At 37.7% G+C, this 12,445-nt stretch carries 9 protein-coding genes and 2 pseudogenes; 7 read left to right on the plus strand and 4 right to left on the minus strand.

The window, feature by feature from the left end:
• Nucleotides 1-109: 109 nt before the first annotated feature.
• A pseudogene (locus tag BN986_RS27630) lies at nt 110-664 on the plus strand (N-acetylmuramoyl-L-alanine amidase family protein); the annotation flags it as partial.
• Between the two features lie 512 nt (nt 665-1,176).
• Here BN986_RS27630 and gpmA read toward each other — a convergent pair.
• Both gpmA and BN986_RS26975 read right to left on the minus strand, forming a co-directional pair.
• On the minus strand, nt 1,177-1,872 hold the full coding sequence (gene gpmA, locus BN986_RS09730; RefSeq protein WP_040979600.1) for a 2,3-diphosphoglycerate-dependent phosphoglycerate mutase: 696 nt from the start codon (nt 1,870-1,872) through the stop codon (nt 1,177-1,179).
• Nucleotides 1,873-1,977: 105 nt separating this feature from the next.
• Nucleotides 1,978-2,121, minus strand: coding sequence for a hypothetical protein (locus tag BN986_RS26975; protein WP_157037072.1), 144 nt, complete (start codon nt 2,119-2,121; stop codon nt 1,978-1,980).
• A gap of 155 nt (nt 2,122-2,276) precedes the next feature.
• Between BN986_RS26975 and mmuM the strand changes: the two genes are divergently transcribed.
• Entirely contained in the window at nt 2,277-3,218 is a 942-nt protein-coding gene (gene mmuM / locus BN986_RS09735) for a homocysteine S-methyltransferase (protein WP_040979601.1), read from the plus strand.
• 431 nt (nt 3,219-3,649) lie between these two features.
• Here the strand turns inward: mmuM and BN986_RS09740 are convergent.
• Both BN986_RS09740 and BN986_RS09745 read right to left on the minus strand, forming a co-directional pair.
• A pseudogene (locus tag BN986_RS09740) lies at nt 3,650-4,873 on the minus strand (amidohydrolase).
• A gap of 15 nt (nt 4,874-4,888) precedes the next feature.
• Nucleotides 4,889-6,118 carry an amidohydrolase gene (locus BN986_RS09745; protein WP_040979602.1) on the minus strand — a complete coding sequence of 410 codons (1,230 nt, stop codon included), beginning with the start codon at nt 6,116-6,118 and terminating at the stop codon, nt 4,889-4,891.
• Between the two features lie 283 nt (nt 6,119-6,401).
• Here BN986_RS09745 and BN986_RS09750 point away from each other — a divergent pair, with 283 nt between their 5' ends.
• The 5 genes from BN986_RS09750 to BN986_RS09770 all read left to right on the plus strand — a co-directional run bounded on the left by BN986_RS09750 (nt 6,402) and on the right by BN986_RS09770 (nt 12,391).
• Nucleotides 6,402-6,833, plus strand: coding sequence for a MarR family winged helix-turn-helix transcriptional regulator (locus BN986_RS09750; RefSeq protein WP_040979603.1), 432 nt, complete (start codon nt 6,402-6,404; stop codon nt 6,831-6,833).
• Entirely contained in the window at nt 6,826-8,025 is a 1,200-nt protein-coding gene (locus BN986_RS09755; RefSeq protein WP_392392268.1) for an MFS transporter, read from the plus strand. Before BN986_RS09750 ends, BN986_RS09755 begins: the two co-directional genes overlap by 8 nt.
• 636 nt (nt 8,026-8,661) lie before the next feature.
• The gene (locus tag BN986_RS09760; protein ID WP_040979605.1) at nt 8,662-9,771 is read left to right on the plus strand and encodes a C45 family autoproteolytic acyltransferase/hydrolase; all 1,110 of its coding nucleotides are present in this window, start codon (nt 8,662-8,664) and stop codon (nt 9,769-9,771) included.
• Nucleotides 9,772-9,896: 125 nt separating this feature from the next.
• A complete protein-coding gene (locus tag BN986_RS09765) occupies nt 9,897-11,417 on the plus strand; it encodes an ABC transporter substrate-binding protein (protein WP_187378544.1) in 1,521 nt (506 codons plus the stop codon).
• A 149-nt stretch (nt 11,418-11,566) separates the two neighbouring features.
• Nucleotides 11,567-12,391 carry an alpha/beta hydrolase family protein gene (locus tag BN986_RS09770; RefSeq protein WP_052400738.1) on the plus strand — a complete coding sequence of 275 codons (825 nt, stop codon included), beginning with the start codon at nt 11,567-11,569 and terminating at the stop codon, nt 12,389-12,391.
• Nucleotides 12,392-12,445 lie beyond the last annotated feature (54 nt).

The following is a 12,445-nucleotide window of genomic DNA, read 5'->3' on the forward strand; positions in this document are numbered from 1 at the left end:
TACTAAACAAGATTTTATTTATCAGAAAAATCAGCAAATAACGTGAGGAGCACGTCCATACGGGCAAGCTCTTTTTTTTATATCTTAAAAATAAAGGAGGGAACACTGTATGGTGAAAATTTACTTGGATCCCGGACATGGAGGAAGCGATACAGGAGCTGTAGGGCAAGGGCTGCAAGAAAAGCAATTAACGCTGGCGATTGCTTTAAAAATACGAAATATCTTAAATAATCGTTATCAGGGGCATCAAATTCGGATGAGCCGTATGTCAGATCAAACCGTTTCGCTGGCGGCACGTACCAATGATGCTAACCAGTGGGGAGCAGATTATTTTGTTTCCGTTCATATTAATGCTGGGGGAGGAACAGGATACGAAGATTTTATCCATTCAAGTCTTTCTAATCACGGAACAACAGGAAGATATCGACAAATGATGCATGAAGAAATCATGAAGCAGGTGAATTTGTCAAACCGCGGCAGAAAACAAGCTAATTTTCATGTACTGCGTGAATCAAATATGGCTGCTATTTTAACAGAAAATGGTTTTATCGATCATGCAGCAGATGCAGCAAAACTGAAATCGGCTGCATTCTTGGAACAAATTGCTATAGGGCATGCCAGAGGGATCGCGAGGACCTTTCAATTATCTTCTAAAAGCAGCTCCGGATCTTCCGGTAGTTCCAGTAAGAATCAGGGAGCCTCTTCATCTGGTTCAGGCAAAACGAATTCGATTGTAGACTACTTGAAATCAATTGGGGAAGATTCCAGCTTTACCAATCGTGCCAGGTTGGCAAGTTCTTATGATATTCAAAATTATACGGGAACAGCTGCCCAGAATACCCAGTTATTAAATGCAATCCGGTCTGGAGGAACTTCTGGTAATACCTCTTCCGGTTCCTCAGCTAAACGTGTCCATTTACCTGCATCGGCATCCACATGGCGCACGTATCCGTTAAACGTTACACCTGTAAAGAAAAACAGTGATTGGAGCCTTACGCCAGCAGCTTTTGGCGGTTTAACCTATACGATTTTAGCAGAACCATATCCAAATGTCGTGACAATTCAAACAGGTAGAGGAAGACGTAATATTTATATTGGTCCTGATACGAGTGCGCGAAGAATGTAACAAAACACTTCATTCAGCAGAGAATACTCCCTGTTGAATGAAGTGTTTATTTATTCTTCCTGGTCTATAAAATATTTTGAAACAGGTTCTAAATTGTCATCTAACTCATAAACGAGCGGAACGCCAGTAGGTATAGATACATTAACGATATCTTCATTACTGATATTTTCAAGGTATTTCATCAAACCTCTTAGGCTGTTTCCGTGTGCTGCGATAATCACACTTTTACCTGCTTTTACAGCCGGTTTTATTTCTTCCTCCCAATAAGGGATAACCCGTTCGATAGTTGTTTCCAGACTCTCGCCGAGAGGAATTTCATCTTCGTGTAATGCTTTATATTTTTTTTCATGTCCAGGATAACGTTCGTCTTCTTTTTCTAAAAATGGAGGAGCTGTATCGAAGCTGCGGCGCCAGATATGTACCTGCTCTTCTCCATATTTTTCAGCCACTTCCTGTTTATTTAACCCCTGTAAAGCACCATAATGCCTTTCGTTTAACTTCCAGGATTTATGAACAGGGACCCATAGGTTATCTGTTTCCTCTAATACATAATTCAGTGTTTTAATTGCCCTTTTTAAATAAGAAGTATAAGCTACATCAAATTGGAATCCATGCTGTTTCAATGCTTGGCCAGCGTGCTTTGCATCGGCAGCGCCATGATCTGTTAAGTCAACATCGGTCCATCCAGTGAAAAGGTTGGACAGATTCCATTCACTTTGTCCATGTCTAATCAATACAAGCTTCATATTATAATCCCTCACTATCTGTTTATAGATAATATACCCTTGTCTGGAAGGATTTACACACTATATACTGCGCTATTTTCCAAAATAATAGGAGAAGATAGAGGTTTATTTAATAAACTTTCGTAATATCTTTCTGGCTGTTCTGCTCGTCGCATGCCTGCTGACTTGCTTTTTAAGTTTTTCTTTTTGATGAGGTTCCATCTCATTCCACTTTTTTAATCCCTTGTTTACGAAAGATTTCATTTTCATGTACTTATCCTCCTTTTTAGATATTCTAGCAGAAAATTGATATAGCACATTATTTTAAACGCGATTATTTTTAAAACAGAAAGAATTTGCAGAAATCAAAGAATACGATAAGCTAGTATGTATATAAGAATAAGAGGAAACGGAGGGGACAAGATATGACACATATAAATCCCGTTGAGCCATTACTGAATCAATTTAATACATTAATATTAGATGGGGCATTAGCAACAGAGCTAGAAAAGCTGGGTTGTGATTTAGATGACCCTTTATGGTCTGCACGTGTTTTGCTGGATGAGCCTGAAAAAATTAGAAAAGTTCATCATGCTTATTTTGAAGCAGGTGCGGATATCGCAATCACTGCAAGTTATCAAGCAAGTATAGAAGGTTTTAAAAAGCGGGAAATCAGTAAGGAAGCAGCAAAGGTTTTAATCAGAAAAACGGTAGAGTTAGCTCAGCAGGCGCGAACAGATTACTGGCAGGAAAAGATGGAAGCTGACCGCCCTTATCCATTAGTTGCCGGCTCTGTCGGACCATATGGGGCTTACCTAGCAGATGGATCGGAATATGTTGGGCATTACGGTGTAAGCGATCAGGTTCTATATGATTTTCACAAACCACGTATCGAAGCTTTAGTAGAAGCGGGGGCTGACTTATTAGCTGTTGAAACGATACCATCTCTTCAGGAAGCAAAAGTTGTCTGCGAATTATTAAAGGAATTTCCGAATATTTCAGCATGGATGACATTTACATTGAAGGATGCTACTCATATTAGTGAGGAAGCAGAACTAAAAGAATGTGCGGTACTTTTAAATTCGTACAGCCAGATTGTTGCGTTAGGTGTAAACTGTGTGTCAACCGAATTAGTCCATGATGCAGTTCAAGAATTAAAAGCGTATACACAAAAACCGGTTATTATTTATCCGAATTCTGGGGAAGATTATGATCCAGAGACAAAAACATGGCATGGTAAAAAGCATGTGCAAATAAATACAGCGGCTGCAGACTGGGCTGAATCAGGGGCAAAAATCATTGGTGGCTGCTGCCGGACAGGACCGCAGAATATTAGAGAAGTTAGCAGAATGTTGAGGAAAGGTTGAAACGATTAACAGAAAAGGCTTGCGGCGGGGGAATAGAGGGCTTATAGATAACAGAAGGAAAACAAGTGCTGTTTAAACAGTAATAAAATCAACAGAATGAAATTTCACTTTATACATTGCTTAGAAGAGACATAACATCGGAGAAATTCCACGCCAATGTTATGTCTTTTTTATCACGGAGAACCGTCCGTAAAACTGTCGCCTCAAAATAAAGCGTAAAAATAAATTTATTTAGGCGGGATATAACGGACGGCTACCTCCCTGAATTACTTAGGCTAACTCAGTGGGAGAATGAAGGAAGCAGACTAAGTTCGCGACGTCCTGGGACTGGGACTGCGATTACTCGCTCCACCGAAGAGCTTTTGCGGTTACTCGTCCCATCGTAAAGAGTTGTGCGTCGAAAAACTCCCACTGAGTGAAGTTTCGTTTTATCAAAGTTCGCCTGCAACCATTCTTCCTTTGAACATGGTTGCTATACGCTCAGATCGTCTTGCAACAGCTTCTGCGGAACTGCCAGCATCAACAAAAACAATATTTGCTTTATCGCCTACATTTGGCCATGCCTGTTCTCCGGCATTTGTTAATGTCGTTTCCCCACCAGTAATAAATCCGAGAGATTGGGTCAGTGAAGATTGGTCTACCCAACGGTATATTTCCGCGAGTCTGCCTAAACGTTCTAAAATATCCCCATTTCCAAAAGGAGACCATACATCAAAAATATTGTCACAGCCTACTGCCGTGTCGATTCCTTTATTCCTTAACAGTTCAAGCGGAGGAAATTTCCGGTCATTTGGGGCACTACTAATAATGCCTACACCAGCATTAGCAAGAACTTTCGCCAGCTCCTCTGCTTGATTCAAAGACACATCACCAAGGCCGAATGCATGACTGATCGAAACCTTCCCTTGCAGTCCTGCTTCCACTGTTAATTCAGCTAATCGTTTCATTGTAAATATTCCTAAATGATCTGCATCGTGCAGGTGCAGGTCGATACCAGCTCCTGCTTCTACAGCAAGCTCTATCATCGTTTGTAAGGAAGCTTCAATATCTCCGTCAACCGTTGCGGGATCAACACCCCCTACAAAGCCTGCACCTTGTCTGAGCGCTTCTTTAACGAGATCTTTTGAATCAGAACGGAGCAGACCATGCTGTGGAAAAGCAACTATCTCCGAGGAGAGTCTATCCTTATAGGTATGCAGTGCTTTTTTTACTTCCACCAAATTCTTTAATCATGCCTCTGGATATAAATCAACATGTGTTCGCACTTTTGTAACACCAGCACGAGAATAGATACCTAGTAATGTTTCCGCTCTTTCCTGTGTTGTTGTTTCCAGTGTAGGAAGTACTTTTTTCTCAACCTCAAAACGCTCAAAAATATTTTTTGTTGGAATAACAGGACGCCATTCATCTCCTAATAATGTTTTATCTAAATGACAATGTTTTTCGATAAAAGATGGGAGGGCCAATGCTCCTTTTGCATCGATTTGTGGTATATGGTGATCCGTTATTTCTTGATCCCCAGGAATTATCTGCTCTATTTTTCCATTTGTTATAAGAAGATGAGAGGTTTGCGTTTTGCTGCCGATAATATAGCCATCTTCTTCCCGATAACTTTTTTCAAATTGTACATTTTTAATCCACTGGCTTGTATGCATGCTGTTCATTCCTTCCTATGGTAATAAGTCACCTATAACCTGTTTACCTTGATAAAATACGGCCTTTCTGTTTGACCTTCTGGCTACCGCTTCAGCAGAGCAGCTTGCATCTACTAATACAAAATTTGCTGCGTCCCCTTGTTTTGGCCATACTTGCTTTCCTTTATCATCAAGAGGAGTAATTCCGCCAGTAATATATTGGAGTGTTTGAGCAAGAGCATGCTCGTCACTTAAACCAAAACGTTCTGCAAGCAGACCTGCTTTTTCTAAACTGTCACCTTTTCCAAATGGCGACCAGTGATCGGTAATACTGTCATCTCCTAAGAATACTTCTACTCCTTTTTCATGTAAAAATGGAATCGGAATGGTTTTTGATAAGGAAACGGAAGAAGCGATAGAAATATGCTGCTGCGCAAGCATTTCTGCCACTTCATCAAGCTCATTACCCTGAATGTCTGCTAGTGCAAAAGCATGGCTGAGCGTCACTCTTCCTTGCCAGCCGGCTTCCTCAGTCAGTGCAGCTAATCGTTTCATTGTAAAAATTCCCAAGTGTCCAGGCTCATGGAGATGAATATCAATGTTTGCATCCCCTTCTACAGCAAGCTCCATCATTGTTTGTAATGATTTTTCCATGTTTCCATCAATGGTGGCAGGATCGACAGCTCCAACATAATTAGCTCCATTTTGTAATGCATCCCGGACAAAGCTTGCTGCATTACTTCTCAGTAATCCTTGCTGTGGAAAGGCAACAATTTCTACTGAAGTTTTATCCTGATAGGCTTCTCTGGCACGTAGAAGTGCTTCTAAATTCTGGAGGCCTTCCACTGGTCCTATATTACAGTGAGAGCGGATATGTGTCGCGCCATTGGAGAGAAGCAGATCCATTATTTTTTTAGCTCTATCTGTTGCTTGCGGGCGTAATTGGGGAATAAGCTTCTCTTCTTCCTGCAACCTTGACCAAATCCCGTTTTTTGGAGCAGTTGGTGCTTTCCACTGCCCACCGTAATAGGTTTTATCAAGGTGAATATGCATATCCCGGAATGACGGAAGCATAAGGTATTTTTCAGCATTATACGTTGGTAAATTAGATGTAATTACTTCTTGAGCTGATAAAATTTCTTTGATTTGTTTATGTTCAATTCGAATATGAAATGTATCCGTATGTGTGTCAGAAACGATTCCGTCTTGTAATTCATACCCTGTTTCCAGTGTGACATTTGTTAACCAGTAGGTGCTAGGGTTCAATGGAGTTCCTCCTTTATTGATTTTAAATAAATCCCTTTATGCCATGCTATCATATAGAGTTATAAAGAAGAAGGAAATGGAACGTTCCGTTTTGTTTCGTGGGTTTAATACGCCTAGTTAAATTACAGTAACCGCTTCGTAGTTCGATTAGTATTTTGACGAAGCTGCTGTTAGGAAGGAAACCAATGCATTTTCTTAAAAACCTATTGACAATTTCATTAATAAACTGTATAGTTACCTAGGTTAATAGTTACTCTTGTTAATTATTTTTGGGGGCTAGTAAATGGAAGGATTATTTCGGAATTATATACGTATCCATCGACAGTTAATGAAGCATTTAAATGATCTTTTGGAAAAATATCAGCTTTCTTATTCCTTGTGGCAGGTTATTATCTATCTGGAAGAAAGCGGGAAATCAACGCTCGTGGATATTTCCAATTATTATCAAGTAGAAAAACCGAGTATTACAAGGCGCGTTCATCGTCTGCTGGAGGCAGGTTTAATTAAAGAGGTACCCAGTGCGAATCGAAGGGAAAAAATTATCGAGCTGACCTCTGAAGGCAAACGTGTGTATCAAGTGTGCAGAAAAGAAATCACTGCACTGGAACATCATGTTTCCAAAGGGTTAACAGAAGAAGAGCAGCAAACTGCTTTTCAATTTTTAATGAAGATTCAAGATAATATTCAACGTAAAGAAGGGTTTCATCGTGAGTAGTAATTCGAAGTTATGGACGAAAGATTTTATTATTGTGTCCGCCATTAATTTTTTATTGACATTAGTTTTCTATCTGCTTGTTGTTGTAATGGGAGTGTACGCAGCGGAAGAATTTAATGCATCTCCAAGCCAATCCGGTTTAGTAGTAGGGATATTTATTGTCGGTGCACTCGTTGGCCGTCTTTTTATCGGCCGTTATATTAATAAATTAGGTCAAAAAACAACACTTTTTCTAGGAGTTATTATATTTATTTTAGCGACCTCTTTATATTTTTTAAATTTAGGTATCGGCTTCTTACTCTTTAACCGGTTTATCCATGGTATCGGGCTTGGGTTTGGGAGTACAGCAACAGGTACAATTGTAGCGCAAATTATCCCAGCTGCACGGAAGGGAGAGGGAATCGGTTATTATAGCATGAGTGCTACCCTATCCACTGCTTTGGGACCGTTCGTAGGTTTATATATGAGTCAGCATACCAGCATGCAGGGGATATTTGGCCTTTGTTTAGCTATAGCTGTGATTAGTTTCTTTACCGTCTTTTTCGTAAAAATTCCAGTTATTCAAGAAACAGAAGCAGAGAAAGAAGTGAAAGGATTCCATATCTCACAATTTGTAGAACCAAGAGCTGTGCCAATTGCAATTATTACACTGATTTTGGCTCTGTGCTATTCGAGTGTGCTATCCTTCCTTAATTTTTATGCGATCGAATTAGACCTTGTAAGTATAGCCAGCGTATTCTTCCTTGTTTATTCCATTGCTGTATTATTATCACGGCCATTTACAGGTCGCCTGATGGATTTAAAAGGTGCGAATGTTGTTATGTATCCTGCATTCGCACTGTTCACGATTGGAATGATTATTTTAGGATTTGCGAATAGTGGTTTTACTTTATTATTAGCTGGTGTATTAATCGGTCTTGGTTTTGGTAATATGCAATCTTGTACACAGGCTATTGCAGTGAAGTTGACACCGACACATCGTATGGGATTAGCAACATCCACTTTCTTTATTTTCTTGGATGGAGGATTGGGCTTTGGTCCATATTTACTCGGATTTATTACACCAATTACAGGGTACAGCACACTTTATATTGTGCTGGGTATTGTGGTTCTTGTAACAGCAGGATTATATACGGTGCTTCATGGAAAGAAAGCGAAAAAAGCTTTATCACAAGAAGCGGTAGTGTCTTAAAATAATAATGAATAAGCTCTCAAGACCTTATGGCAGGTTTTGAGAGCTTTGTTTTTCGTAATAGAAAACAAAAATGTAGTGGTTTTTGATGGGATGAGTAATCATAGTCCTGACACGTAATCGTTCTTAGCCTATCTACTGGTTTAAAAGATCTTCGACTAAGTTCTTCAAGAAAGTTTTTGAATTAAGACCTATTGATATTAAAGAGTTTATAGAATCCAAAAAATACAAATAGCTTGAAGAGCTATTTGAAATCTCTTTTTCGAAAACAAATTATTTAAAGAAGATAAAGGTGCTTAAATTTTTAGTAAACGTGTTGTATCAAAGGGTTGAAACGCTGTTTATTTTAAGGTGGGAAACTTGAGTTATAAAATTATTTTAGCATTGCCATAAAAAAATACTAATGTGAAATACCTTGTCGAGTATCTGATTATGTAGTAGTCTATTCATTAATATATTAGAAAAAATATTCAAATAACTCATAAAAGTGAAACTTATGATGTTGAAGAGTGGCCATTCTAATATATTTTTGAATTTATTTATCGGAATATTGGTAATATTTTATATGTTCAGTAATTAGATTAAGTCTTAATCTTAATTAAAATATATTGGATTTAACAAGGAGGAAATACATTAATGGAATCGTTACATAACAAAAAGAATACTAGGTCAACAAAAAGTTTCCCTTTTTATAGATTTGAAGGGAATTATCGAGAGATTGGCCAACAGTATGGAGAATCTTGTCGGGATTTAATTAAATTACATAGGGAATATGCCCTTGAAAGGCTACAACGTTCTATTAAATTGAATTCATTTGCTGATCTAGAAAATGCAGCGCTTGAATATCAGCCCTTTGTTCAAAAATATGCACCATTTTTTGATGAAGAAATACAAGGTCTTGCAGAAGGTGCCAATATATCTTTAGGAGAAGCTTATTTCCTACAATTAAGAGCTGAAATTTATCAGCATCTTGATGCAACGGATGAATGTACGACATTTGCTGTATCTTCGGAAGCTACTAGTAATGGCATTCCACTTATTGGACAAAATGCAGATTTGCCTTCTTTCTACAAAGAAGTAGGTGTGGTAATCGAAGCAAAAACAGTTAATAAACCATCTACGTTAATGGTAACTCCTGCCGGGCAAATTTCGTATATAGGAATTAATGATAAAGGACTAGGGGTATTTGCTAATTTTATTGTATGTGGTGGTTGGAGAGTTGGATTTCCAAGGTATTTATTATCACGTTTAGCTCTAACCGAAGAAAATCTTAATGCTGCTATTAAAACAGTATCACAAGTTTATCGAGCTTCTTCTAGAAATTTAATTATGATGGAAAGAAGTGGACGATCTGTTGACCTTGAAACAATCCCGAAAAGAGTTGGGAGAATAGATTCTTCCAATGGTTTGCTTGAACATTCGAATCACTTTATTTCAGAAGAATTAAAAGTAGAAGAAAGAAAAATAGATGAGGAACTAGAAAATTCTGAAATTCGCCTTTTAAGAATGAGAGAATTATTAAGAGGTAGCTATGGACAATTAAATGTAGAGAAAATGCAAACCATTTTAAGAGATCGTAAAAATGCACCACATACATTATGCCGCGTTCCAGGGGATTTTGGGAAAGATTATGGAAAGGATACGATAACATTTGCATCTGTTATTGCGGAGCCTTCAAAAGGGCGCTTATGGATAGCTATTGGCCCTCCTAATGAATATGAGTACAAATGTTATTCATTCTTGTAAACGATTACAAAAATGAAGGAGGTGATTCATAAAAATAGATGAATATCGTTTGTTTTTGTAATAGAAGGAGGATTAATAACGAAAAGAATACGGGGAGGTAAGATAATATGAAAAAATTATTAATCTTGTTTGTCACACTTTTTAGTGCTTTATTCATTATTTCTGCTTGTTCCAGTTCAGATAGGGAATCAAGTGACAGTGCCCAACCTAAGGATCTAGTCGCTGGATTTGCAGCTGAGCCGATAACACTTGATCCTCATGATGCAAACGATAGTGTTTCTAACCAAGCAAACCTTTTACTTTACGATAAATTAATTACATTTGATGAAGATAATAATCTTGTTCCTGAACTAGCTACCGATTGGACTTTCTCAGAAGATGGGATGGCTTTAACTTTGACATTACGTGAAGATGTAACATTCCATGATGGAACACCGTTTAATGCAGAAGCTGTAAAAGCTAACTTTGAGCGTATAATTGATGAAGATAATAACCTAGCCAGAATGTCTATCTATGCCGATTATATGGAGAATATAGAAGTTGACAACGAATATCAAGTGACCATTAATTTCCATAAACCATTTGGAGCAGCGCTCGCTACGTTAGCTCACGGTGCGGGAGGGATTGTAAGTCCAAAAGCAATTGAAGAAGGTCAAGATATTGGTACAAACCCTGCAGGAACAGGTCCTTATAAATTAGTGGAATGGACTCCGGGAACAGAAATGAATCTTGAACCTAACGAGAACTACTGGGGAGATGATCCACAATTAGATTCGATTTCACTTAGAGTGATTCCTGAAGATTCCTCGCGTTCTATTGCTCTTGAAAATGGAGAGATCGATGTAGCTTCTCCACTTAGTATTCAAGATATTGAAAGACTGCAAGAGAATGAAGATATTGAAGTAACACACAATCCAATTTATAGAAACTTACAATTGATATTAAATTTTGACAACCCATTATTCCAAGATAAAAAGGTTCGTCAAGCATTAAACTATGCAGTGGATAAAGAAACGATTATTCAGAGCATCCTAAAAGATATGGGGGAAATAGCAACAGCACCTATTGGTTCAAGTTTGAACGGATATTCGGAAATAGGTACTTACGAATATGATCCTGAAAAGGCAAAAGAGTTGTTGGAAGAAGCAGGTGTTGAACCAGGAACAAAAATTAAGTTATGGACATCAGAAGCGGCCTATATTATGGATAGTACAATTGCTCAATTTATCCAACAAAATCTAACGGAAGTAGGATTTGATGTAGAGTTCCAGGTTTTTGAATATAGTTCATATTTAGATGTGTTAGAAGATCCAGATCCTGATTTCGATATCATAGTTGGTAGTTGGGGTGCTTCAACAGGTGATGTTGACTGGGGCTTAAGACCAACATTGACATCAGAGGGTTCTAATAACTACGGTGGTTATTCTAATGATGAAGTTGATGAGTTAGTCTTAGCTGGTTTAAATAGCAGTGATATGGATGAGCGTGTTGATATCTATCATGAAGCGATGCAAATAATCCATGAAGATGCTCCATGGGTGTTCCTCCTTGAGTATAGTAATCCTATTGCAGTTAGATCTGAAGTAAAGAATGTATACAACTGGGGTAATGGATATGTAGTTTTGCGTAATGCTTTTATCGAGTAATACTTTAATTATTTCAATAAATTTATACATGAAAAAGAAGACTCCCTTCTTCTATTTTTTAATCAATAGTGCTTTTCTATAAAAGCGAATAAACTTTTTAGAAGAAGGGGTTTGGTAGCAAAACAAATTTTCATAAAGGAGTCAAAATAATGATAGGTCCTAAAGCATTATATTTTGAAAGAAGGCAAACCACTCATTTTGCGTGTTTATATGACCCTAGATTTTCTTACTCTTTATATATTCCCGAAAACTATAGTGAGGAGCAGACAGAATTGTGTCCATTAGCAGTTATTGTACATGGTAGTATGCGAAACTCACAACAATATCGTGATGCATTTATAGATTATGCAGAAAAGACAAACACTATTATATTAGCTCCTTTATTTCCGGGAAGTATTACAGCCCCGTGGGAAAGTGACTCATACAAGTTTGTAAGAGTAGATGGAGTATATTTTGATAAAATATTACTCGCGATGGTAGATGAAGTTGCGGATCGCTTTAAAGTAAAAACAGAAAAATTTTTACTACATGGATTTTCAGGTGGAGGCCAATTTTCTCATCGTTTTTTTTATTTGCATCCAGACCGCTTGTTAGGTGTATCTATTGGTGCCCCGGGAAATATTACTTTATTAGATTCATACAAGCCATGGTATATAGGAGTTGGTGATTTAGAAAGTAGATATCAAACACCTGTACTTTTATCTGAAATGCAAAAAGTCCCTATATTAATGGTCATTGGAAAAGAGGATACAGATACTTGGATGATTAATGATAAGAATGCTCCTTATTGGATAAATGACTTAGAAAATACTGGTGAGACAAGAATTGAAAGGTTACGAACATTAAAAAATAATTATGAAGAAAATGGAATTCATGTTCAATATGAAATGATAGATGGAGTATCGCATGAGGCTTTTAAAGTTTTACCCACAGTAAAGCAATTTTTTGAAAAAGTATTGGCAGAAGTAAAATGAGAAATAAAGAAATGAATTTTATAAGTAAGATATATTCTAAACGAGAAGGGGGGA

Source organism: Oceanobacillus jeddahensis (genome assembly GCF_000750635.1).
GTDB classification, from domain to species: Bacteria; Bacillota; Bacilli; order Bacillales; family Amphibacillaceae; genus Oceanobacillus; species Oceanobacillus jeddahense.

What these genes read in the sequence shown, in the direction of transcription:
- gpmA (WP_040979600.1), bottom strand. Translation starts at nt 1,872, where the DNA reads ATGAAGCTTGTATTGATTAGACATGGACAAAGTGAATGGAATCTGTCC.
- BN986_RS26975 (WP_157037072.1), bottom strand. Translation starts at nt 2,121, where the DNA reads ATGAAAATGAAATCTTTCGTAAACAAGGGATTAAAAAAGTGGAATGAG.
- mmuM (WP_040979601.1), top strand. Translation starts at nt 2,277, where the DNA reads ATGACACATATAAATCCCGTTGAGCCATTACTGAATCAATTTAATACA.
- BN986_RS09750 (WP_040979603.1), top strand. Translation starts at nt 6,402, where the DNA reads ATGGAAGGATTATTTCGGAATTATATACGTATCCATCGACAGTTAATG.
- BN986_RS09760 (WP_040979605.1), top strand. Translation starts at nt 8,662, where the DNA reads ATGGAATCGTTACATAACAAAAAGAATACTAGGTCAACAAAAAGTTTC.
- BN986_RS09770 (WP_052400738.1), top strand. Translation starts at nt 11,567, where the DNA reads ATGATAGGTCCTAAAGCATTATATTTTGAAAGAAGGCAAACCACTCAT.